Below are 22,706 nucleotides of genomic sequence, written 5' to 3'. Positions count from 1 at the left end.
CCTGAAACGATTTACTCGGCAGCGGCGCGAAACTCTTGCCCTCCGTTTCGTATGGCCGAAAGCAATTCTTCACGCCGTTTGGCGGCTTTGGCTTCATTTGCCTGCAAAACCGGTCCAAAGCCGCGAATGTCCAGCGGTAGCCCAGCCAAGGCTATGACAGAATCACGGGTTTTTGCTGTAATAAGAGGCGCTATCTCTTTGATATCGCGTTCATATTGCTTGATCAACGCGCGTTCCATACGCCGTTCAGAGCTGTATCCAAAGACATCCAGAGGGGTTCCTCGCAGAATCTTCATCTTTGCCAGAATCTTCATCGGCCCCAGCATCCATTCGCCAAATTGCCTTTTGCGAGGTCGACCATCCGCACCGGTCCCACCAAGGATCGGGGGTGCAAGATGGAAAGTCATTTTGAAATCCCCGTCAAATTCGGCGGCGACCTTTTCACGGCTGTCCAGCATCAGGCGGGCCACCTCGTATTCATCCTTATAGGACAACAACTTGTGAAAGCCTTTTGCGACGGCCTCCCTGATCGCTTCATCTTCAAACGAGGCGACCAATTTGCGATACCGCCTGGCCAGTCGACTGTTTTGATATGCCGCCAAATGCTCTGCCCGATGGTCGATTATCTGATCGAGTGTTTTCGGCAATTCCGCTACATTGGGCTCGAGAATATTCGAAACTTCCTGAGGGTGCAGAACCGCCCACCGGCCAATGTCAAAGGCCCTTTTATTGCGTTCGACCGCCGTGCCATTCAACTCGATGGCCAGTAACACTGCCTCGTGGCTGACAGGAAGCAAACCTCGCTGCCACGCCGCGCCGAAGATCATCATGTTGGAGTAAATCGAATCCCCCATCACCGCACGGGCCAGTTCGGTGGCATCGAACAGCGACAGTTTCTCTTTCAGACGCGCCTGCAGGGCGAGTTCCAGACGGTCGCCAGGTATCCGGAACTCGGTGTCGCGGGTAAAGTCGCCCGTGACTGTTTCGTGACTGTTAACCACAGCTCCGGTTTGGTCCGTGCGCGTCAACCCCAGCGTTTTGGCCCCGGCTGACACAACCAGATCCCCGCCGATCAAAGCATGTGCCTCGCCCGTCGCAACGCGAATGGCGCTGATGTCTTCGGGGCGGTTGGCTAGTCGGCAGTGAATATTCACCGCACCACCCTTTTGGGCGAGACCGGCCATTTCCATCATCCCTGCGCCCTTGCCGTCGATCTGAGCTGCTTGGGCAAGTACGGCACCCAGCGTCACGACACCGGTGCCTCCTACGCCGGTGATAACAACGTTGTGGGTGCCCTGAATTTCGGGCAGGTTCGGCGCGGGCAAATCTGGCAGGTCAATCTCGGTCGTCGCTTCCTTGCGGATTTTCGCGCCTTCCAGCGTTACGAACGACGGGCAAAACCCGTTCAGGCAAGAGAAATCTTTGTTGCAGCTGGATTGGTCGATCGCGCGTTTGCGGCCAAATTCAGTTTCCTTTGGCACAATCGACACACAGTTCGACTGCACACCGCAGTCGCCGCAGCCTTCGCAAATGTCGGAATTGATGAATACCCGCTTGTCCGGATCCGGGAATGTGCCGCGTTTACGTCTGCGTCTTTTTTCCGCCGCGCAGGTCTGTATGTAAACGATGACCGAGACGCCTTCGATCGTGCGGAACCGTTCCTGAACCTTCATCAGATCGGCACGTTCAAAGGTTTCGACGCTGGAAGGCAGAGCCTGGACGTTCACGTCTTCTTTCTCGTCATAGACCACCGCAACGTGCTGAACGCCCATGGCCTTGACCTCGGCCACGATCCGTTCCGCTGTCAGGTCGCCTTCGTTTTCCTGCCCGCCGGTCATGGCGACGGCGTCATTGAACAGAATTTTGAACGTGATGTTGGTTCCCGCGGACAGTGCCGCCCGGATCGCCTGCACGCCGGAATGGTTATATGTCCCGTCGCCAAGGTTCTGGAAGACGTGCCTGGTGGTTGAAAACGGCGCTTCTCCAACCCAGTTTGCGCCCTCACCACCCATTTGCGTGAAACCAGTGGTTTCGCGATCCATCCACTGCACCATGTAGTGACAACCAATCCCGGCATATGCGCGGCTGCCTTCCGGCACTTTGGTCGAGCTGTTATGCGGACAGCCGGAGCAGAAATACGGCAAACGCGTTGCGATTTCTTCCGCGTTGTCAGCCCGGCGTGCCTCGGAAAGCTTGGCCAATCCGGCACGGACATCATCCGTATCGCGGCCTTCTTCGATCAGAATTCCGCCCAGTTTCTCGGCGATCATGATCGGGTCGAGGGCGCCGCGTGTCGGGAACAGCTCTTCCCGATGCAATGTGCCCGCGCCACCCTTGTACCAGCCATAGACACGACGGCCCCGGCGATCATCGAAGATGGCCTCTTTGACCTGCACTTCGATTAGCTTGCGCTTTTCCTCAATGATTACAATCAGGTCCAGCCCTTCAGCCCATTCGTGAAAGCCAGCCATGTCCAGCGGGAAAGTCTGCCCAATTTTATATGTGGTGATGCCCAGACGCTCGGCCTCGGCCTCGTCGATATTCAGCAGCGACATGGCATGAACAAGGTCCAGCCAGTTCTTCCCCGCCGCTACGAACCCTATTTTCGCGCTCGGTTTGCCCCAGACCCGTTTATCCATTTTGTTGGCACGAGAGAACGTTTCGGCCGCGAAGCGTTTAAAGTCGATGATCCGGCTTTCCTGCAGGTGCGGCGTGTCACCCAGCCTGATGTTCAATCCGCCTTCCGGCATATCAAAATCCGGAGCAACGAGGTTCATACGACCAGGGGAGCCATCCACAACCGACGTAACCTCAATGGTGTCCTTCATTGTCTTCAGGCCAACCCAGACCCCGGCAAACCGGCTGAGCGCAAAGCCGTAAACGCCGTAATCCAGTATTTCCTGCACGCCTGCCGGGCTGACCACCGGCATGTACATATCAACCAGAGACCATTCGGACTGGTGCAACACTGTCGAGCTTTCGCCCGTATGATCGTCGCCCATTGCCACAAGAACACCGCCGTGTTTCGCGGTGCCCGCCATGTTCGCATGACGCATCACATCGCCCGATCTGTCGACGCCCGGCCCCTTGCCGTACCAAAGACCGAAAACGCCATCAAAGCGTCCGTCCCCGCGCAAACCGGCCTGTTGGCTGCCCCAAAGCGCGGTTGCGGCCAGGTCCTCGTTCAGACCAAACTGAAACGTGACATCACTTTCGGTCAGTTGTTTCCGGGCCCGCGTCATCTGCTGATCGACCGCTCCCAGGGGCGAGCCCCGATAACCTGTAACCAGGCCAGCAGTGTTCAGACCTGCTTTTTTATCCCGCGCTTTTTGCATCAGCATTAGCCGCACAAGCGCCTGTGTGCCGTTCAAAAGAACGGGATTTTTTTCCAGATCAAAGCGGTCGTTTAGCGAAATTTTTGGCTGGCTCATCGGACGCCTCCCCTCGTCAGATCAGTGTGCGACATTTTTATTCATTTTAGGTCACAACTTCTGACCTGTATAGGGTTTATCCTCTGAAACATAAGGATTTCGCCGTTTGAATGTGGAAGTTGCCACCTATTTCATATAGGCATTCCGAAAGATAACGAAAGTTGCGGCAATGGATTGGGACAAGCTTAGGATATTTCACGCGGTCGCGGATGCGGGCAGCCTGACTCATGCGGGTGACAAGCTGAATTTGTCTCAATCAGCTGTTAGCCGGCAGATCAGGGCGCTTGAAGAATCACTCGATTCGACCCTGTTTCATCGTCATGCGCGCGGCCTGATCCTGACCGAGCAAGGAGAGCTGCTGTTTGACGCGACTTCGGCCATGTCCAAACGACTGGACGCCGCCGCAGCACGCATTCGCGACAGCGAGGAAGAAGTATTCGGCGTACTGCGCGTCACCACCACTTTCGGCTTTGGCACCCTTTGGCTGGCCCCTCGCCTGCCCAAGCTTTATGAGCAATACCCCGACCTCAATATCGACCTGATGCTGGAAGAGCGTGTGCTGGACCTGCCGATGCGCGAAGCAGATGTGGCGATCCGGATGAAAGAGCCCAGCCAGGCCGATCTGGTCCGCAAACGCCTGATGACCGTGCAAATGCTGCTATATGCGACGCAGGAATATATCGAGACTCATGGCGGTATGCTGAATGCAGTCGAGGAAATCAAAAACCACCGGCTGATCTGTCAGACACCATCTGCGCCTCAGGTGGGTGCCAGCGCAACGATGGTGCGGCACCTGATGACTTACGATCCCGGTTCCCTTTTGACGGTGAACAACTATTTTGGCGTTTTGCAAGGTGTTCTGCACAACCTTGGTATCGGCGTTCTGCCGAATTACGTGACGAAGGACTTTCCCCAGCTCGTTCCGATCCTATCCGATATCGAAAGCGCGGATGTTCCTGTTTACCTCGCCTATCCCGAGGAATTGCGCCACTCCAAGCGCGTGGCGGCCTTCCGGGACTTTGTTCAGGATGAGATCATCGCCCAACGCAAGCAGCTGAAACAAATGGGAAAACTTTAGCTATGCACACATGGCATAGCGGACATGATCTGCAATCAGTCTGAAACATCTTGATCGCTCACAAACTGATCCCTAAATGAGCACTCGAAGGCGGTGATGCTGAAACGCTCATCATCTTCATACCTCCCTGTTGGACTACGGCCGAGCTTAGTGCTCGGCCTTTTTTTTGCTTTCACGCAACGCCCACAGGTGCAAATCGGCAAAACATCTGGGAAAGTCGGGCACTTAGACCTATGATCACAAAAAAATCACGAAGACTTGTGTTCGAGGACAGATTCGATGTTTCACCCTATTCGTCTCTTACTGGCGATATTTTCAGTCGTTTTGCTTTCCGGACCGGTAATCGCACAGGAAGGTGATTCCGCCAGTTCGACTGCCACCATCACGATCCCCGAGGATCTGACCCCCGAACAAGTGGACGACATGGTCGCGCGCATGTCCGACGACCAGGTTCGCGCGATCCTGCTTGAACGGCTAGATGCAGTCGCCGAAAAACACGCGGCTGCGGCGGCGGACCGTGAAGACCCGATCACAGAAATAAACGAGATATGGGCCGAAATGGTGGCGTCATGGACGCATGTCGCGGTGACAGTGCCAAACATTTTCAGTGCTCAGGTGCATGCGGTCGATAATTTTGTCGGTACTTTCGGGACAACCGGTGCCTTTGTCCTTATGGGTCTGATCCTGAGTGTTCTGGTCGCCGGGTTCATCGCGGAAAAACTGTTCGGCCTGCTTACGCGTAAATGGCACAGCCAGGCTGAAATGGCAGATGAGAACGATCTTTGGGGAGCGGTCAGTTACCTGTTCCGTCGCTTCTGTCACGAGATCGCTGGCTTGGTCGTGTTTTACGTCGTCATCCGTGCCCTCGGACGCGGTCTTCTGACACCGGAACAGATAACTTATGCTGCGCCTTTCGTTTTCTACCTGATCTGGATTCCCCGTCTGGGCGCAGCCGCCTCGAGGTTCATCCTGGCTCCGAACAAACCTCACTTCCGGTTGGTGAACATTGACGATCACTGGGCTAAGTTCCTGCACCGCAATCTGATCGGACTGCTGATCCTGATCGGATTCACGCTGTTCATTCTCCATTTCAACGAACTGAACGGGATCACCGGTGGCGAAACACGCATCGGGTTCTGGCTCAATGCTGCAATCCACGTCTATATTGGCGTAATTGCCTGGAAAGCACGCGAAGGGCTTTCTCAGATGATGCTGGGCACGGACCCCGATCACACCAAGTTCGACGAAGAAGTAGCCCAATATTACCCCTACTTTGCCATCGGTGTGTCGGCAGTGATCTGGTTGCTTGTCGAATTTCTTGTCGCGCAGCGCGACCCGGTTCTCTTGAACCGTCTGGTTCAGGGCGCTCATTTCACCACTATGTTCTGGCTGCTGATCGCGCCTGCGCTGGACACGCTGATACGTGGTTTGGTGCGTCATCTGCAGCCGCCGATGCTGGGTGAAGGCCCGGTGGCCGAGCAAGCCTATAAATCGACCAAACGCAGCTACATCCGCATCGGCAGGGTCCTGGCCGGCATCCTTGTTATCCTGATGATTGCCAGAGCCTGGGATCTTGATCTTCGGGAAATCGCGGGTGGTGCTGAGGAATCCGGCAGCAAGCTGATTCAATTCTTCATCATCATTGCAGTCGGTTACATCCTGAACGAAGTCGTTTCGCTCTGGATCAATCGGCGTCTTGCCAAAGAGCAAACAGCGGCCGAGCAAAGCCCGGATGAAGAGGCCGGAGAAGGCGGTGGATCCGGAGGATCACGCCTGGCGACCGTCCTGCCCCTGCTGCGAGTCACGGCCCAGGTGGCTATTGCGGTGATTTTCATTCTTCTTGCGCTCGGCGCGCTGGGTCTGGATATCACACCTCTCCTGGCCGGTGCTGGTATCCTCGGCTTGGCCATCGGTTTTGGCGCCCAGAAACTGGTCTCGGATATCGTTGGAGGGATTTTCTTCCTGATCGACGACGCCTTCCGCGTTGGCGAGTATGTCGATGTGGGCGGAACCACCGGAACGGTCGAGAAAATCTCGATCCGCTCCATGCAGCTGCGCCACCACCGCGGTCCGGTGCACACAATCCCATATGGCGAAATTCAGAAGCTGACCAACTACAGCCGCGACTGGGTTATCATGAAGCTGAAGTTCACCGTGCCCTTTGATACTGATCCGAACAAAGTAAAGAAGATCTTCAAGAAGATCGGTGCCGCAATGATGGAGGACGAGATTCACAAGGATGGCTTCCTTCAGCCCTTCAAGTCGCAAGGCGTGTTTGACTTTGACGATGTGGGCATGATCATCCGTGGCAAGTTCATGGCTAAGCCCGGCAAGCAGTTCACTCTGCGCAAGGAAATCTTCAACCGGGTCAAGGCCGCTTTCAAAGAGAACGGCATCGACTTTGCCCGCCGCGAGGTGCGCGTTGCGATCCCGGGTCTGGAAGAGGCTGAAAACCTCAGCGAAGAACAAAAGGCCGCAGTCGGGGCCGCTGCCGGAGAAGCCGCCAATCAGCAAGCCGAACAGCAGGGCCAGAAATCCGGTTCTGAACACGGCGCGCCGAAATAGAGATTAATCCTCCAAAACGAAGAAAAGGCCGCTCGTCGCACCCGTCGGGCGGTCTTTTTTAACCGGAAGGCAACAGGAAACCCCACGGTTCCGGTCTTAACCCTTTCCACCGACGCGCCCTTGCCCTAAAAGGCGCGCAATCTCGGCCACCTTGAGAACAGGACAGACGATGCAAGAGCCCGCCATCACACCGGATCTGATTGCCGCCCACGGGTTGAAGCCCGAAGAATACGACATGATCCTCGAGATCATCGGGCGCGAGCCGACTTTCACCGAACTCGGGATCTTTTCGGCGATGTGGAACGAGCACTGTTCCTACAAATCCTCCAAGAAATGGCTGCGCACTCTGCCGACATCCGGCCCTCAGGTCATCTGCGGTCCCGGTGAGAATGCAGGCGTAGTAGATATCGGCGATGGGCAGGCCGTCGTTTTCAAGATGGAGAGCCACAACCATCCATCCTACATCGAACCGTATCAGGGCGCGGCAACCGGCGTCGGAGGTATCCTGCGCGACGTCTTCACTATGGGCGCACGCCCTATCGCCTCAATGAACGCTCTATCGTTTGGTGAACCGGGCCACCACAAGACCCGCCAACTGGTCAACGGTGTTGTCGAAGGCATCGGTGGCTATGGTAACTGTTTCGGTGTTCCTTGTGTGGGTGGCGAGGTCCGGTTCCACCCGGCGTATAACGGCAACTGCCTTGTGAACGCCTTTGCCGCAGGTCTGGCCGACAGCGACAAGATCTTCTATTCGGCCGCTTCAGGTGTCGGTATGCCTGTGGTCTATCTGGGTGCCAAAACCGGCCGTGATGGTGTTGGTGGCGCCACCATGGCTTCGGCTGAATTTGATGACACCATCGAGGAAAAGCGCCCCACCGTTCAGGTTGGCGACCCCTTCACCGAAAAACGTCTGATGGAAGCAACGCTGGAGCTGATGCAGACCGGCGCCGTGATTTCGATCCAGGACATGGGTGCGGCAGGCCTGACCTGTTCGGCCGTTGAAATGGGCGACAAAGGCGGTCTGGGTGTCAGGCTGGATCTTGAGAACGTGCCTCAGCGCGAAGAGAACATGACTGCATATGAGATGATGCTGTCCGAGTCCCAGGAGCGCATGCTCATGGTCCTTAAACCCGAGCTGGAGGCCGAAGCCCGCGCGGTGTTCGAGAAATGGGATCTGGACTTCGCCATTGTCGGAGAAACCATCGCCGAGGACCGGTTCCTGATCGTTCATAACGGAGAGGTCAAGGCCGATCTGGTCCTGTCCAAGCTGTCCTCGACGGCCCCGGAATACGACCGCCCGTGGGACCCCACGCCGGAAGCCGAAGAACTGACCGAGGTACCTCAGATCGACCCGATCGACGGTCTGCGCGCCCTGCTCGCCTCGCCCAACTATGCGGGCAAGCAGTGGGTCTATGAACAGTACGACACCATGGTCATGGCCGACACCGCCCGCACGCCGGGTCTGGGCGCTGGTATGGTCCGCGTGCATGGCACCGACAAGGCGCTGGCCTTCACCAGCGATGTCACTCCGCGCTACGTCCGCGCCAACCCTGTTGAGGGCGGTAAGCAGGCGGTCGCCGAGGCGTATCGCAACCTGACTGCCATTGGAGCCAAGCCACTGGCCACAACCGACAACCTGAACTTCGGCAACCCCGAAAAGCCCGAGATCATGGGCCAGTTCGTCGGCGCAATCCAAGGTATTGGTGAAGCGGTTGCCGCATTGGACATGCCCATCGTTTCAGGCAACGTATCTCTGTATAACGAGACCGACGGTCAGGCGATCCTGCCCACTCCGACCATCGGCGCGGTTGGCCTGCTGGCCCATACGGATGAGATCATTGGCAACGAGGTTCGCGAGGGCCATGTCGCGCTGGTCATTGGCGAAACCAACGGCCATCTTGGTCAATCCGCCCTGCTGGCCGAAGTGTTCAACCGTGAAGACGGCGACGCCCCGCATGTCGATCTGGACGCGGAAAAGCGCAACGGCGAGTTCATCCGCGCGAACCGCGAGATGATCAAGGCCTGCACCGATCTGGGCGATGGCGGCTTGGCGCTGGCCGCGTTCGAACTGGCCGAGGCCACGGGTGTTGGCGTTCATCTCGACGACGCCTCGACCGAGTTCCTGTTTGGTGAAGATCAGGCGCGCTATCTGGTCGCCTGCAACTTCGATCAGGCCGAAGCACTGATGATCGCCTCTGGTCAGGCAGGCGTTCCGCTGGTTTCTGTCGGCCGCTTCACCGGGGACAGCATTCGCGTCGGCAGCTCAGAAGCACCGTTGGAGGAACTCACAGCCACCTTCCGCAACAGCTTTGCCGAAGCCGTCGCCTGATCTTGGATCAGAACTGAATCGCGAAACCTGCGTCTGAACAGGCGCGGGTTTCGTCGTTTCAAGGCCCATATCACGCCCTTGCGCGCCCCGTCCGGGCGCTCTACATCTTGGGAAAGACCTTCTGGAGAAACTTACATGCCAATGAGCGCTCACGAAATCGAACACCTACTGCGCGAAGCCTTTCCTGATGCGGAAATTCAGGTCGGCGGGCATGACGGCATGCATATGTCCGCCATGGTCGTGGACGAAAGCTTCCGCGGCAAAAACCGGGTGCAGCAACAACGCGCGGTCTATGCTGCGTTGAAGGGTAAGATGGACGGACCGGACGGAGAGCTGCACGCGCTGGCCTTAACAACGAAAGTGCCTGAATAGTGGATGAGCCAATCGGATGGGTTTTGCTTAGGCTGACCTATCTGGTCTTTGATTTCGTCAACTTCATAGCGATCTTGTTTTGTGATCTACCAAAGCTACTGAAATACGGACCCAGATATTGGGTGTCACAAGGAAATTGAGACGCCGCGGCTTCGAACGTCGCCAAAGCTGAGTGGCAAAAAATGAGTAGTTGGCTGTTCTGGATAGGTGTAATCGCAACGTTGATAGTTGCCGCCGCGTTGATCGAAGCCTATGTGAAGCGCAACAGAAAACGTAACCTTGCCGACTTGCGTCCGGATCCGGAAAAACTCAGCAAGGTTGGTGGCATTGAAAGGTACGGACTTGATCCGCTCGCTTTGGCACAGGCCGAGCATCGGCGGCTAGAGGAAGAAGGATGGGCCCCCGACCCGTCACAGGATGAAACGACCGCCCCGGATGCGGGTGAAAAGGACAAGCAAGATGACCGACGTTAAGACCCAGATTGACGAAACCGTCAAAGCCAACGATGTGGTGCTGTATATGAAAGGCACCAAAGAGATGCCGCAATGCGGTTTCTCATCCCGTGTGGCCGGTGTGCTGAACTATATGGGTGTTGAATACACTGACGTGAACGTTCTGGCCGATGAAGACGTGCGTCAGGGCATCAAGGACTATTCCGACTGGCCGACTGTGCCTCAGCTTTTTGTCAAAGGCGAATTTGTTGGTGGTTGCGACATCATCACCGAGATGACCCTGTCCGGCGAGCTGGACACGCTGTTTGACGATAACGGTGTCGGCTACAACAAAGACGCGGCCGACAAGATCCGCGAAGCGAACGCCTGATCAGCGGCTGACGCAGTTCTGCAAAACAACCTGCTCACTGGCGGCATCCCCACCTGTCGCCAGAAAGCCCACGCTGGCGTCCCACCCTTTGGATCGCAGGATATAAGTCCCTGCCCCACCATCGGATTCGTAGCGAATTCCTGATCCGCTTTGGGTCTGGCGCAACGTAACCAGCTGATTGTCGACCATCATCGCCGCTGCGCTGGATCCGTCCGGGGCATTGAAATACGCGACTTGCAGGGGAACACCGTTCTCACAGATGAAGGTCACTGGCAGAATGTCGATCTCAGCCCAAGCGACACTACCCGGCAGCGACATAACCGCAGTGCAGGCCAGCGTCTTCAAAGGGGTCATCCGGCAGATCTTTCCTCGACGACAGACGCCAACGCCTCGGCGCGTGCAGCAAGTTCTGCCAGAGTATCCGTCACCGAGGGCGGAACCACGGCCACTTCGATCCGCTCTGGTTCAGGCTGCGGTCTGTTTCTCAGATTCTGCAGTTCTATTTCCGCTTCGGCCAGTTTCGACTCAAGCGCGTTGATCTTGTCTTCTGTTGCAGCCGCTTTGTCCGCAAGCATCAGTCCGGCCATCAGCAACATCCGGGATTCCGGCATCCGGCCAATTTGATCCGACAGAACCTGTGCCTCATCATCCAGCATTTTGGCTGCGGATTGCAGAAAAACCTCTTCACCTTCCTGGCACGAGACTTCGAAGCCGCGACCACCGATTTGAATAGTCAATTCGGGCATTATTCCACTTCTCCTTCAGCCAGTTTTGCCTGCGACAACAATGGTTCAAGTCTGGCCAGAACGGCATGAGCTTCGGCGGCATCAGTTGCCTGCGCGGCGCGTGTGGCTTCAAGCTCGGCAACCGTGGCCCGGTTAAGCAGTTCAGCGTCCGGGACGCCATCTTCGGACGCGGCGCGCAGCTCGTCTACCGACTTGCGCAACTGCTCGTTTGCCTTGCGCATCCGTTGTAAATCGTCATCCAGGCGTGACATTGCCGCGCCATGGCTGCTGCGTTCCGCACGCAACATCTCCAACTCAGCGCTCAGCTCGCCAACGCGTTCACTATCTGCAAGTTCGGACCGCAGGCGTGCATTCTCGGCTTCAATCCCTTGCGTGTTGCTTACCGCTGCTTTCAATTGCGTGTTTTCAACCTTTAAGGCTTCAAGCTCGTCCTGATTTTCCAGCGCTGCCTTCGCATCAGCCAGTTCGGCGCGCGCCGCCTCGACAGCAGCGAGTTTCGCGGTCGCTTCGGCCAGTTGCTCTCGCAGACTTGCATTTTCGGGGTCCTCCGCCGGAACCGCCCGCAGGCTTTCCATATCGGCGCGCATGGCGTCGACTTCCTGCTCATGGCGAGTTTTCAGGGATTTCAGACGCTCTTCCAACTGCGCGTTAGCAACGCGCTCATCATCAAGGGCCGCTTGCAGGTTGGTATCCTGTCCTTCGTTTGCCGGGGTCGCGTCCCGCAGCGCCTCGACGCCGGTTCCGATCCGCTCCATCGCGACAACGATGCGGCGTTGTAGTTCTTCGATCTGGCTCATGCCCCTGCCACCTCTTTACCAAGGTTCCTTGTAACGCGGGTTTGTCCGAATCAACGTAATCCGCTTCTTTGCCTAGTCTAACCCAATGGGGCGGAAAATACCCACTCTTTGCTTTCAACAACTTGGGGTGCTTTCTTGAACCACGGACCGGATGTATCGCTTTGTTCCGCTTGCACTTTGGAAGGTGGATGGTATTGAGCGCCTCATCTGCCTGTAATCCAAAGGAACAACGCCCGTGGACCTGACTGCGCTGCGCAAAGCAAACCCCGAACACTGGGACAAAGCTGCGGCCATCCGCACCCTGACCCTTGACGCCGTCGCCGCCGCCAATTCCGGCCATTCCGGCATGCCGATGGGCATGGCCGATGTCGCGACCGTGCTGTTCGAAAAGCACCTGAAATTCGATGCGTCGGCCCCCAACTGGCCTGACCGCGACCGGTTTATTCTGTCGGCGGGTCACGGCTCGATGCTAGTTTATTCGCTGCTTTATCTGACAGGCCACACGGATGTAACGCTGGACGAGATCAAGAATTTCCGCCAGCTGGGCGCAAAAACCGCAGGTCATCCGGAGAATTTTCTGGTCGAGGGGATCGAGACCACCACCGGCCCGTTGGGTCAGGGTATCTCGAACGCCGTTGGTTTCGCCATGGCGGAAGAGATTCAGCGTGCGCATTACGGCAAGAAGGTCGTCGATCACTACACGTATGTGATTGCGGGCGACGGCTGCCTGATGGAAGGTGTCAGCCAGGAGGCCATCACTCTGGCAGGCCGTCACGAGCTGAGCAAGCTGATCGTGTTCTGGGACAACAACAACATCACCATCGACGGCACCGTTGATATGGCGGACCGCACCGATCAGGTGCGCCGTTTCGCGGCATCGGGCTGGCATGTGATCGAGATCGACGGCCACGACCCCAAGGCCATTGACGCGGCTATTGTACAGGCGAAATCATCGCACAAACCGACCATGATTGCGTGTGAAAGCCACATTGCTTTGGGTCACGCCGCTCAGGATACCTCGAAAGGCCACGGAGCACTGACCGATCAAGGCCAGCTGAAGGCCGCAAAAGACGGCTATGGATGGCCGCATGATGCCTTCGAAGTTCCGGCAAACGTGAAAAAAGCGTGGGAAGCCATCGGCGCCCGTGGTGCCGCCGAACGTGCGGCCTGGGACGAGCGTTTCGCGCAACTGTCCGAGCGCAAACAGGCTGAGTTCAACCGCGCTTATGCGTTTGAGGCCCCGAAAAAGCTGGCCGGTGCCATCCGTGCGTTCAAAAAGCTGATGTCGGAAGATCAGCCGAAGCTCGCAACCCGCGCCTCGTCTGAGAAGGTCCTGAACGTCGTCAACCCGATCATGACCGAGACCGTCGGAGGTTCGGCAGACCTGACCGGATCGAACAACACCAAATCCGCCGACATGGGCGTGTTCCTGCCAGAAAACCGCAAGGGCCGTTACATCCATTACGGTATCCGCGAACACGGCATGGCGGCCGCAATGAACGGCATGGCGCTGCACGGTGGCATCCGCCCCTATGGCGGTACCTTCATGGCCTTCACCGACTATGCCCGCCCGTCCATGCGACTGGCCGCGCTGATGAAGGTGCCCACTGTATTTGTTATGACCCACGACTCGATCGGTCTGGGCGAAGACGGCCCGACCCACCAGCCGGTCGAGCATCTGGCGATTTCGCGCGCGACGCCGAACACCTATGTTTTCCGCCCCGCGGACACCATCGAGACCGCCGAAGCATGGGAACTGGCGCTGACCTCCAAGGACAGCCCCTCGGTTCTGTCGCTGACCCGTCAGGGCGTGCCGACCGTTCGCACCCAGCACAAGACCAAGAACCTGACCGCCCAAGGTGCATATGTTCTGGCCGAAGCCGAGGGCAAACGTCAGGCCATCCTGATCGCGACCGGTTCCGAGGTTTCGCTCGCGATGGAAGCCAAGGCAAAGCTCGAAGCCGAAGGCATCGGCACCCGCGTCGTCTCCATGCCCTGCATGGAACTTTTCGCCGAGCAGGACGAAGCCTATCGCAAACGCGTTCTGCCCGCGGGCGCCGTTCGCGTCGGTATCGAAGCCGCAGTTCGCGCCGGCGGCTGGGATCGCTGGCTGCTGGGCGAGCGTGGGCGAGAAGCCAAGGCCGGTTTCATTGGCATGTCCGGATTTGGTGCCTCTGCACCGGCGGGTGAGCTGTACAAGCATTTCGGCATCACCGCCGAAGCGACCGTCGCCAAGGTCAAGGAACTGCTGGGCCTGTAAGTCCAACCAAGACCCCAAGCAAAGGGCGGCGTTAGCCGCCCTTTTGTTTTGTCACGCCTCAAATCGTTTCTTCAACGCGTCATGTGCTTGCTTGGCATAATCCAAACGCAGCTCATATTGCCCTCTCGCGATAACAAAGTCGGGTGCTTGAATCCCCGCCGCTGAAAACGTCTGCACAAGGTGCGCGCCAGAAAGCGGAATGTATTCAGTCGATTAGCCAGTGAAGCGATTGTACAGTCGCCCTCCTATCCAACCACTGCGCTTTTGCGCTTCCTGTGCGGTGTGAAGGCGAAAGTGCAATACACTGAATAACTCCTTGGAATCAAAAGGCATCAGGTCAGCTGCTGCGCTCATTGCAGAAACTACCGATCCCAATCCATCACTTGCAGCATTTTTCACACCCTGCTCAGTGGGGCTTGGCCCGGAGATAATTTTGATTATTGGTGCGTTCTTGGTATTCAATTCTCTTCGCTTTTTTTCTAGTGACTATCAGTTTTCTGAGACTCTGATTGCAAAACCGGCCCAATCACCTTTGTCGCAATAGGTATCAGGACCATCCCCCAGGCCAGCCCAAAGACACCATCCATTGCGGCTTTGATGACCCACTCAACTGCGCCAGCCCACTGTTCTGAAACTGAATGCCCGATCGCATAGGCCCAGTCGTGAATGTGATGGCCCAGCCAGCCAAATCCCAGAACCTCCATCCCGTGAATGATGATCGATCCGCCGACCCATAGCATCGCGGCGGTCCCGACAATGGAAAGAGTTTTCATCACCCCGGGCATCGCCTTGACCAACCCGCGCCCCAATCCACGCCCGACAGGTGTCGGCGCGTTTTGGGCGAGAAACAAGCCAACGTCGTCCATTTTCACGATTAAGGCGACTGAACCGTACACCGCCAATGTCACACCAATCCCAACAACCGCCAATGTTGCGGCTTGCATCCAGAGGTTCGGTGCCTCAATCGCGGCCAGCGCTATGGTCATGATTTCCGCCGACAGGATGAAATCCGTCTTAATCGCGCCTTTGACCTTTTGTTCTTCCAGATGTCCGGGATCCCGGACGCTCATATCCTCATCAATGGCGTGACTGCCATGGGGAAACAGAACGTGAAATATCTTCTCCGCGCCCTCGAAGCATAAATAGGACCCCCCGAGCATCAATAGCGGCGTAATCAGCCAAGGCGCAAAATTTGCCAGCAGCAAAGCGACAGGCAGCAGCAAGACGATCTTGTTGAACACCGATCCCCGCGCAATGCGCCAGATGATCGGCAATTCCCGTGCGGGCGCGAATCCCTGAACGTATTTCGGCGTGACAGCCGCATCGTCAATGATGACTCCCGCAGTCTTGGCCCCGGCTTTACCTGCCGCAGCAACCACATCATCCACCGACGCCGCTGCAACCTTGGCAATACCTGCAACATCATCCAACAGCGCCAAAAGACCGCTCATGCTGGTTCCTTTCCTTTCACCTGCCGCAACCGGACCCTACCTGATCCGACGCTTAGCGCAAGCGTTAGCGCAATCGGCGCAGGTTTGCGCTAACACGTTAAAAATATGTCACTTTTGGTCTTTTGAGAAAGCGCATTGACCGCTATATGGCCCACAAAGCAAGCGCATTTGGAGACGTCTAATGACCATCAAGGTCGGTATCAATGGTTTTGGCCGCATCGGCCGCTGCACCCTGTCGCACATCGCCGCGTCAGGTCGTAACGACATCGAAGTGATCAAGGTCAACGCAACCGGCCCATTGGAAACAACAGCGCATCTGCTGAAATATGACAGCGTCCATGGCCGTTTTCCCCGTGATGTCGCCATCAACGGCAACACCATGGATCTGGGCCGCGGCCCTATGGAGATGTTCTCAACCTATGACATGAACGAGCTGGACTGGGATGGCTGCGACGTCGTTCTGGAGTGCACCGGCAAATTCAACGACGGCCTGAAGGCCAACACACACCTTGAGCGTGGCGCGCAAAAGGTTCTGCTGTCGGCCCCTGGTAAAAACGTCGACAAAACCATCGTCTATGGCGTGAACCACAACAGCCTGGTCGCTGAAGACAAGATGATTTCTAACGGCTCATGCACCACGAACTGCCTTGCTCCGCTTGCTAAGGTTCTGGACGAAGGCATCGGTATCGAGCACGGCATCATGACCACGATCCACGCATACACCGGCGACCAGCCGACCCTGGACCGTCGCCACAGCGACCTGTACCGCGCCCGTGCTGCGGCCATGTCGATGATCCCGACCTCGACCGGCGCCGCGAAGGCGCTGGGTGAAGTTCTGCCCAACCTCAAAGGTCGTCTTGATGGTTCCGCCATCCGCGTGCCGACCCCGAATGTCTCGGCCGTAGACCTGACCTTCCGCGCCGCGCGTGACGTCACCGCTGACGAAGTGAACGCAATCGTGCGCGAAGCCGCACAAGGCCCGATGCAGCGCGTTCTGGGCTACGAGCCTGCGCCGCTGGTGTCGACCGACTTCAACCACACCGAGGAAAGCTCGATCTTTGCACCGGATCAGACCCGTGTAGTCGACAACCGTATGGTCCGTGTTCTGGCCTGGTATGACAACGAATGGGGCTTCTCTGTCCGCATGGCGGACGTAGCCGTTGCCATGGGGCGGCTTAACTAAGATCGGTTTGAATTCTTGAACCTTTTCGCCCGCTCAGGTTATCTGGGCGGGCGTTTTCGTTCGGGGCCACTATGACCAATCAAATTGCTATATGGCTCGGCCTTTTGATCCTTGGTGGGGTGATCACTGACTATGCCGTCTTTGGCCCCGACCATTTGGTTTTCCTCGGTAAAAAGCTCTACGCCTTTTTGGACTGGATCGCTTTCTGGCGGTAACAGAGGTTTTGCTTGACATTTCGGCTGATCTGGCGTTGTTAGCGCTAACTTTTATCAAACCGATACCCGGACGGAGCAGAACATGGCACTCAAGTTGGCAATCAACGGATTTGGACGGATCGGACGCGGTGTTCTGCGGGCCGCCATGGAGACCGGCCGCACGGATGTAGAAATTGTAGCCGTCAATGATCTGGCCAAACCGGAAATGAACGCGCATCTGTTTGAGTTCGACAGCGTGCATGGGCGCTACAACAATCCGGTGAACCTGACCGACGCGGGTCTGGACGTGGGCGCAGGCCCGATCCGCCTGACCAGCGAGCGTGAGCCGGAAATGCTGAACTGGTCAGATGTGGATGTTGTACTTGAGTGCACCGGAGTGTTCCGTACACGTGAAACCGCATCCCGCCACTTTGAAAACGGTTCGAAAAAAGTTCTGATCTCGGCCCCTGCCCGCGGTGATGGAGCGGTAAGAACAGTAGTTTTTGGTGTCAACGAACACGAACTGACGGCAGATGATACGGTCGTTTCCAACGCCTCCTGCACCACCAACAGTCTGTCTCCGGTCGCGGCGGCATTGGATGCGGGGCTTGGCATCGTGCACGGCAATATGACCACCATTCACGCCTATACCGCCAGCCAACCCGCCCACGACACGGCCGGAAAGGACCCGTACCTGTCGCGTGCGGCCGCTCTGTCGATGATCCCAACCACAACCGGAGCAGCCTCGGCGGTTGGTCTCGTGCTGCCGCAACTGGCTGGCAAACTGACCGGTCAGGCCATTCGGGTTCCAACCCCCAATGTCTCCGTTGTTGATCTGGTGGCCGAGGTTTCGCGCCCGACGACCGAAGAAGAGGTAAACGCCCTGTTTGTCGAGGCCGCAGCCAGGATCCCCGGCGTTCTGGCAGCCGAGAACCGGCCGCTGATCTCGGTGGATTTCAACCACGACTCCCACAGCTCGACCGTGTCGCTGCCCGAAACAAACGTCACCGACGGCACATTGGTCCGCGTATTGGCGTGGTACGATAACGAATGGGGTTTCTCGAACCGGATGCTGGATACGGCGGCGGCGATGGGTGCCTTAGCCTAACCGTTCTTTAAGCGCAGTATTGATGCGGGGCGTGACGAATTTCGACACGTCCCCATTCAACCGCGCGATTTCCTTTACCAGTTTCGAGGCGATGGCCTGATGCCGGGCTTCGGCCATCAGGAATACGGTCTCTATCGAATCGTCGAGGGCCCGGTTCATTCCAACCATCTGGAATTCATATTCAAAATCCGCCACAGCCCGCAGTCCGCGCACAATGATTTGCGCACCTACGTCACGTGCACAGTCAATCAGCAGGTTCTCAAAGGGATGGGCTACGATTTCCGTTCCGGTCTGCTGGGTCAGATGGGCGCATTCTGCCTCAATCATCTCGACGCGTTCTTCCAGAGAAAACAAAGGCCCTTTGTCACGGTTGATGGCCACGCCGATGACAAGCTTGTCCACCAGAGCTGAGGCGCGGCGTATGATGTCGATATGACCCAGCGTGATCGGATCAAATGTTCCGGGATATAATCCAACCCTCATCGCGGCCTCCTGCGCAACAAAATTTCTGCGCAAGCAAACATAACTTTGCCGCAGGTGCAAGGGGCGGCATTAGGGGCGAGGCGTATCAATGCCCCATTATCATGCCTTGCAAAGCGTCTTTTTCCATAGCCAGCTCTGTCAGCTGCGCCTTGACGACGTCACCCAGTGTCACGATGCCAATCAGCTTGCCATCTTCGATAATCGGCATGTGGCGAAAGCGACCTTCGGTCATGCGTGACATGATATCCTGAACTGTGTCCTGTTTTGTCGCCGTTTCGAGATTGCGAGTCATATATGCGCTGACGGGTTGCGTCAGGCAGGCACTGCCATTTGCTGCAAGTTCCCGCACGATATCGCGCTCGGACAGAATGCCTGAGGCCGTCTGGCCGTTATCCTCGGACACCACAACTGTCCCGATCCGCTTTTCCGCCAGGATTTTCGCTGCCTCGGACACGGTGACCGACGGGGTAACCGTTTCAACACCTCCGGTGGCCTTGGAATTCAGAATAGCCTGAACAAGCATAAGCGTATCCTCCGAAATAATTACCTGTTTTCCAAAGCGTTGCCGGAATGTCTGGGCCTGTCAAGATGAAGCTTGGGCCTCAAGCCGCTCAACCTCTTCGCGAATGCCCAGACTAAGAGCCTGAGCAAAGCGATTCAGGCGCTCGTTCCGTTGGTCGCCCTGGTGTCGCACCAGGTGGAAACTCCGGGTCAGACTCACCTGATCCGTCAGGATTTTCTTTAGGTTTGGATGAAATGGCAGCGTAAAGTCATGCGCCACACATATACCCGACCCTTGCACAACCTGCCGCAGCTGGACTGAGACAGAGTTCGATGCAAGTGCGACACGGTCAACACCGATATCAACGAGATAATCCAGCTCGCGGTCAAAGATCATATCCGGTATGTAACCAATCACCCGGTGGCCTTTCAGGTCAGCGACCGTCCGGATCGGATCATGCGAGTTCAGATAGTCCTGAGTTGCAACCAGATGTAGCCTGTAGTCGCTGATCTTCTGAACCAGCACTCGCCCTGCCGTTGGCGCACTGACTGTCACGGCCATATCGGCCTCGCGCCGGGACAGGTTAATGACCCGCGGCAAGGCGAGAATCTGGATGTCCAGATCGGGATTGGCGTCGCTGATTTTTGCGCAAACTTGCGGCAAAAGGTAATTGGCGCTGCCGTCAGGGGCCCCTATCCTGATTTGCCCGCTGAGCGTTTTGGACGACCCCGCCAGCGCGCCCGTAGCCGAACGCATGGCCTCTTCAGCTTTTAATCCGTGGTCCAGCAGGCGTTCGCCAGCAGAGGTCAGTACATAGCCTTGCTGCGATTTGGTAAATAGCGGCGCATCTAGCGAGGCTTCAAGCCGCGCAATCCTGCGCCCTACTGTTGCGGGGTCGATCTTGAGAATACGCCCGGCAGCCGACAGACTCTCTTCCCGTGCAACGGCCAGAAAAACACGCATGTCATCCCAGTTTGTCGCCACGCCTTGCCCTTTGCATTTTTGCAAAACTCCTTTGAGACATTGCCTCTGTTCATGTGAATTTTGCAAGCCTATTCTGCGCCCAAAATCAATGGAGGAATTGGCCATGACCGAACTGACCCATTTCATCAACGGTGAAAACGTTGCTGGCGCGTCCGGACGTTTCGACGATATTTTCAACCCGGCAACGGGTGAAGTACAGTATAAATGCCCGATGGCAAGCGTGGCTGAAACCACGGTCGCCATCGAAGACGCGGCCGCCGCTCAGCCCGCATGGGGCGCGACCAACCCGCAGAAACGCGCACGCGTCATGATGAAAATGGTCGCGTTGATGAATCGCGACATGGACGAGCTGGCCGAGGCATTAAGCCGTGAGCACGGCAAAACCATCCCCGACGCCAAGGGCGACCTGCAGCGCGGTCTGGAAGTGATCGAATACTGCATCGGCGCGCCTCAGATGCTGAAAGGCGAGTTCACCGACAGCGCAGGCCCTGGCATCGACATGTATTCCATGCGCCAGCCGCTGGGTGTCGTCGCTTCGATCATGCCCTTCAACTTCCCGGCCATGATGCCGTTGTGGCATGTCGGCCCGGCGTTAGCCTGCGGCAACGCCGTGGTGCTTAAGCCGTCCGAGCGTGACCCCTCGGTTCCGCTGATGCTGGCCGAATTGTTCGTCGAGGCCGGTCTGCCCAAAGGTGTCTTCCAGGTCGTCAATGGCGACAAAGAAGCCGTGGACACTCTGCTGGACAGCGAAATCATTCAGGGCGTGTCCTTTGTGGGATCGACCCCGATCGCGCAATACATCTATTCGCGTGCCACCGCGAACGGTAAGCGCGCGCAGTGCTTTGGCGGCGCGAAAAACCATATGATCGTCATGCCGGATGCGGATCTGGATCAGGCCGCCGACGCGTTGGTCGGTGCAGGTTTCGGTGCTGCTGGTGAACGTTGCATGGCCATTTCGGTCGCCGTTCCCGTGGGCGAGGAAACCGCCGACGCGCTTATCGAAAAACTGATCCCACGCGTTGAAAAGCTGAAGGTTGGTCCGTACACAGCAGGCGACGACGTGGACATGGGTCCTGTCGTAACCAGCGCTGCGAAAGAGCGCATTCTGGGCCTGATCAACTCGGGCGTGGAGCAAGGCGCGAAACTGGTCGTCGACAACCGTGATTTCAGCCTGCAGGGCTATGAGGACGGCTTCTTTGTCGGCCCGCACCTGTTCGACAACGTGACCCCTGACATGGACATCTACAAGCAGGAGATCTTCGGTCCGGTTCTGTCAACCGTTCGCGCAGGTTCCTATGAAGAAGCGCTGAAGCTGGCCATGGACCATGAGTACGGCAACGGCACCGCGATCTTTACCCGTGATGGCGATACCGCACGTGATTTCGCGAGCCGTGTAAACATCGGCATGATCGGGATCAACGTACCGATCCCGGTTCCGCTGGCCTACCACACCTTCGGTGGGTGGAAGAAATCCATGTTTGGCGACCTGAACCAGCATGGCCCGGACAGCTTCAAGTTCTACACCCGCACCAAGACAGTAACGGCGCGCTGGCCGTCCGGGATCAAGGAAGGCGGCGAGTTCAACTTCAAAGCAATGGACTGATCCGAACACCGGACCAGTGGCACCAATCAGCCCGGCCTGTCTCAGGCCGGGTTTTTTCGGCAATGCACCGCCAATTCTGATCCTTTTTGGCCGCTTCACGATAAATTCAGTCGCTGAGCCCTAGAAAATCAGGTCCACGGTCAATAATTTAGCAGCAAATTATTGCTCGAGCAGTTCCTGAACCGGAGGCCAATTTGTCAAATCCCCGCATGACCCGCCGCTCTGCCTTGTTGGGCGCAGCGTCGCTTCTGGCGACGCCTGCCGTTTTGCGTGCACAACAAAGCACCGACGCTTTCCCGCTGGATGAAGAAGCGATCAGCACTCAGCTGCCGGTACGCCGCAACGTTTCCTCATTCTCACAGCAGAACTGGCAGGACCACTTTGATGAGTTGGGTGTTGGCTGTCTGTTAGCCGATATTACCAGCCGCGCTGTCCACTATTGGGGGCCAGATGGAACTTACAAGCTATACCCCAGCTCGGTTCCCATGAGCGAAGAACTGACCAAACGCGGCTATACCAAGGTCGTGCGCAAGACCGAGAACCCAAGCTGGACTCCGACTTCGTCTATGCGTGAACGTGACCCGTCGTTGCCCGTGCGGATGGAAGGTGGCGATCCCGGCAACCCGCTTGGCACGCGCGCCATGTATTTGGACTGGCCCGCCTATCTGGTGCACGGCACGCATGACACGCGGAAAATCGGACGTCAAAGCTCTTCCGGCTGCATCGGCCTTTACAATCAGCATGTCGAGGAATTGTATCCTCTGGTGCAAATCGGAACACAGGTCAGGTTAGTCTGAC

General features: G+C 57.1%; 20 protein-coding genes. 12 read left to right on the top strand and 8 right to left on the bottom strand.

Annotation, left to right across the window (positions count from 1 at the left end):
* Window positions 1-11 precede the first annotated feature (11 nt).
* Window positions 12-3,431: an indolepyruvate ferredoxin oxidoreductase family protein gene (locus GOX66_RS05685; RefSeq protein WP_170760473.1), complete on the bottom strand. Its 3,420-nt coding sequence runs from the start codon at window positions 3,429-3,431 to the stop codon at window positions 12-14.
* A 169-nt stretch (window positions 3,432-3,600) separates the two neighbouring features.
* Here GOX66_RS05685 and GOX66_RS05680 point away from each other — a divergent pair, with 169 nt between their 5' ends.
* The 6 genes from GOX66_RS05680 (at window position 3,601) to grxD (ending at window position 10,597) form a co-directional block, all read left to right on the top strand.
* Window positions 3,601-4,509: a LysR family transcriptional regulator gene (locus tag GOX66_RS05680; RefSeq protein WP_170760471.1), complete on the top strand. Its 909-nt coding sequence runs from the start codon at window positions 3,601-3,603 to the stop codon at window positions 4,507-4,509.
* A 279-nt stretch (window positions 4,510-4,788) separates the two neighbouring features.
* Complete coding sequence (locus GOX66_RS05675) at window positions 4,789-7,074, top strand: mechanosensitive ion channel family protein (RefSeq protein ID WP_170760469.1); 2,286 nt, start codon at window positions 4,789-4,791, stop codon at window positions 7,072-7,074.
* A gap of 169 nt (window positions 7,075-7,243) precedes the next feature.
* Complete coding sequence (purL, locus tag GOX66_RS05670; RefSeq protein ID WP_170760467.1) at window positions 7,244-9,403, top strand: phosphoribosylformylglycinamidine synthase subunit PurL; 2,160 nt, start codon at window positions 7,244-7,246, stop codon at window positions 9,401-9,403.
* Between the two features lie 135 nt (window positions 9,404-9,538).
* A complete protein-coding gene (locus tag GOX66_RS05665) occupies window positions 9,539-9,775 on the top strand; it encodes a BolA/IbaG family iron-sulfur metabolism protein (protein WP_170398586.1) in 237 nt (78 codons plus the stop codon).
* 182 nt (window positions 9,776-9,957) lie between these two features.
* Complete coding sequence (locus GOX66_RS05660; protein ID WP_170760465.1) at window positions 9,958-10,248, top strand: hypothetical protein; 291 nt, start codon at window positions 9,958-9,960, stop codon at window positions 10,246-10,248.
* Window positions 10,235-10,597 (top strand): Grx4 family monothiol glutaredoxin, encoded by a 363-nt coding sequence (grxD, locus tag GOX66_RS05655; RefSeq protein ID WP_170760463.1) that lies wholly within the window; start codon window positions 10,235-10,237, stop codon window positions 10,595-10,597. The genes GOX66_RS05660 and grxD overlap by 14 nt, the downstream gene beginning before the upstream one ends.
* Here grxD and GOX66_RS05650 read toward each other — a convergent pair whose 3' ends face one another.
* From GOX66_RS05650 to GOX66_RS05640, 3 genes are read right to left on the bottom strand one after another with little or no spacing between them, the layout of a single operon-like run.
* Entirely contained in the window at window positions 10,598-10,951 is a 354-nt protein-coding gene (locus tag GOX66_RS05650) for an MliC family protein (RefSeq protein WP_170760460.1), read from the bottom strand. It lies immediately after the preceding gene.
* Window positions 10,948-11,343, bottom strand: coding sequence for a cell division protein ZapA (locus GOX66_RS05645; RefSeq protein ID WP_170760458.1), 396 nt, complete (start codon window positions 11,341-11,343; stop codon window positions 10,948-10,950). The genes GOX66_RS05650 and GOX66_RS05645 overlap by 4 nt, the downstream gene beginning before the upstream one ends.
* The gene (locus GOX66_RS05640) at window positions 11,343-12,140 is read right to left on the bottom strand and encodes a hypothetical protein (RefSeq protein WP_170760456.1); all 798 of its coding nucleotides are present in this window, start codon (window positions 12,138-12,140) and stop codon (window positions 11,343-11,345) included. Before GOX66_RS05640 ends, GOX66_RS05645 begins: the two co-directional genes overlap by 1 nt.
* A gap of 235 nt (window positions 12,141-12,375) precedes the next feature.
* Here GOX66_RS05640 and tkt point away from each other — a divergent pair, with 235 nt between their 5' ends.
* Window positions 12,376-14,400: a transketolase gene (tkt, locus tag GOX66_RS05635; RefSeq protein WP_170760454.1), complete on the top strand. Its 2,025-nt coding sequence runs from the start codon at window positions 12,376-12,378 to the stop codon at window positions 14,398-14,400.
* A 479-nt stretch (window positions 14,401-14,879) separates the two neighbouring features.
* Here tkt and GOX66_RS05630 read toward each other — a convergent pair whose 3' ends face one another.
* Complete coding sequence (locus GOX66_RS05630) at window positions 14,880-15,851, bottom strand: DUF808 domain-containing protein (RefSeq protein WP_170760452.1); 972 nt, start codon at window positions 15,849-15,851, stop codon at window positions 14,880-14,882.
* A 181-nt stretch (window positions 15,852-16,032) separates the two neighbouring features.
* Between GOX66_RS05630 and gap (GOX66_RS05625) the strand changes: the two genes are divergently transcribed.
* The 3 genes from gap (GOX66_RS05625) (at window position 16,033) to gap (GOX66_RS05615) (ending at window position 18,336) form a co-directional block, all read left to right on the top strand.
* Window positions 16,033-17,034: a type I glyceraldehyde-3-phosphate dehydrogenase gene (gap, locus tag GOX66_RS05625; protein WP_170760450.1), complete on the top strand. Its 1,002-nt coding sequence runs from the start codon at window positions 16,033-16,035 to the stop codon at window positions 17,032-17,034.
* A 71-nt stretch (window positions 17,035-17,105) separates the two neighbouring features.
* Window positions 17,106-17,249 (top strand): hypothetical protein, encoded by a 144-nt coding sequence (locus GOX66_RS05620; RefSeq protein WP_170760448.1) that lies wholly within the window; start codon window positions 17,106-17,108, stop codon window positions 17,247-17,249.
* An 82-nt stretch (window positions 17,250-17,331) separates the two neighbouring features.
* The gene (gene gap, locus GOX66_RS05615) at window positions 17,332-18,336 is read left to right on the top strand and encodes a type I glyceraldehyde-3-phosphate dehydrogenase (protein WP_170760446.1); all 1,005 of its coding nucleotides are present in this window, start codon (window positions 17,332-17,334) and stop codon (window positions 18,334-18,336) included.
* On the opposite strand, the gene coaD is transcribed toward gap (GOX66_RS05615), so the two are convergent.
* The 3 genes from coaD to GOX66_RS05600 form a co-directional block, all read right to left on the bottom strand.
* Window positions 18,328-18,819, bottom strand: coding sequence for a pantetheine-phosphate adenylyltransferase (coaD, locus tag GOX66_RS05610; RefSeq protein ID WP_170760444.1), 492 nt, complete (start codon window positions 18,817-18,819; stop codon window positions 18,328-18,330). The genes gap (GOX66_RS05615) and coaD overlap by 9 nt on opposite strands.
* Window positions 18,820-18,904: 85 nt before the next feature.
* Entirely contained in the window at window positions 18,905-19,342 is a 438-nt protein-coding gene (locus tag GOX66_RS05605) for a CBS domain-containing protein (protein WP_170760442.1), read from the bottom strand.
* Between the two features lie 60 nt (window positions 19,343-19,402).
* Window positions 19,403-20,305 (bottom strand): LysR substrate-binding domain-containing protein, encoded by a 903-nt coding sequence (locus GOX66_RS05600; protein WP_170760440.1) that lies wholly within the window; start codon window positions 20,303-20,305, stop codon window positions 19,403-19,405.
* Window positions 20,306-20,408: 103 nt separating this feature from the next.
* On the opposite strand from GOX66_RS05600, the gene GOX66_RS05595 reads away from it, so the two are divergent.
* On the top strand, window positions 20,409-21,908 hold the full coding sequence (locus GOX66_RS05595) for a CoA-acylating methylmalonate-semialdehyde dehydrogenase (RefSeq protein ID WP_170760438.1): 1,500 nt from the start codon (window positions 20,409-20,411) through the stop codon (window positions 21,906-21,908).
* Window positions 21,909-22,117: 209 nt separating this feature from the next.
* Window positions 22,118-22,705 (top strand): L,D-transpeptidase, encoded by a 588-nt coding sequence (locus GOX66_RS05590; RefSeq protein WP_170760749.1) that lies wholly within the window; start codon window positions 22,118-22,120, stop codon window positions 22,703-22,705.
* Window position 22,706: the final 1 nt, after the last annotated feature.

This window comes from Ruegeria lacuscaerulensis (genome assembly GCF_013031245.1).
Classification (GTDB): domain Bacteria; phylum Pseudomonadota; class Alphaproteobacteria; order Rhodobacterales; family Rhodobacteraceae; genus Ruegeria; species Ruegeria lacuscaerulensis_C.
This window is presented reverse-complemented; position numbering and strand designations above follow the sequence as displayed.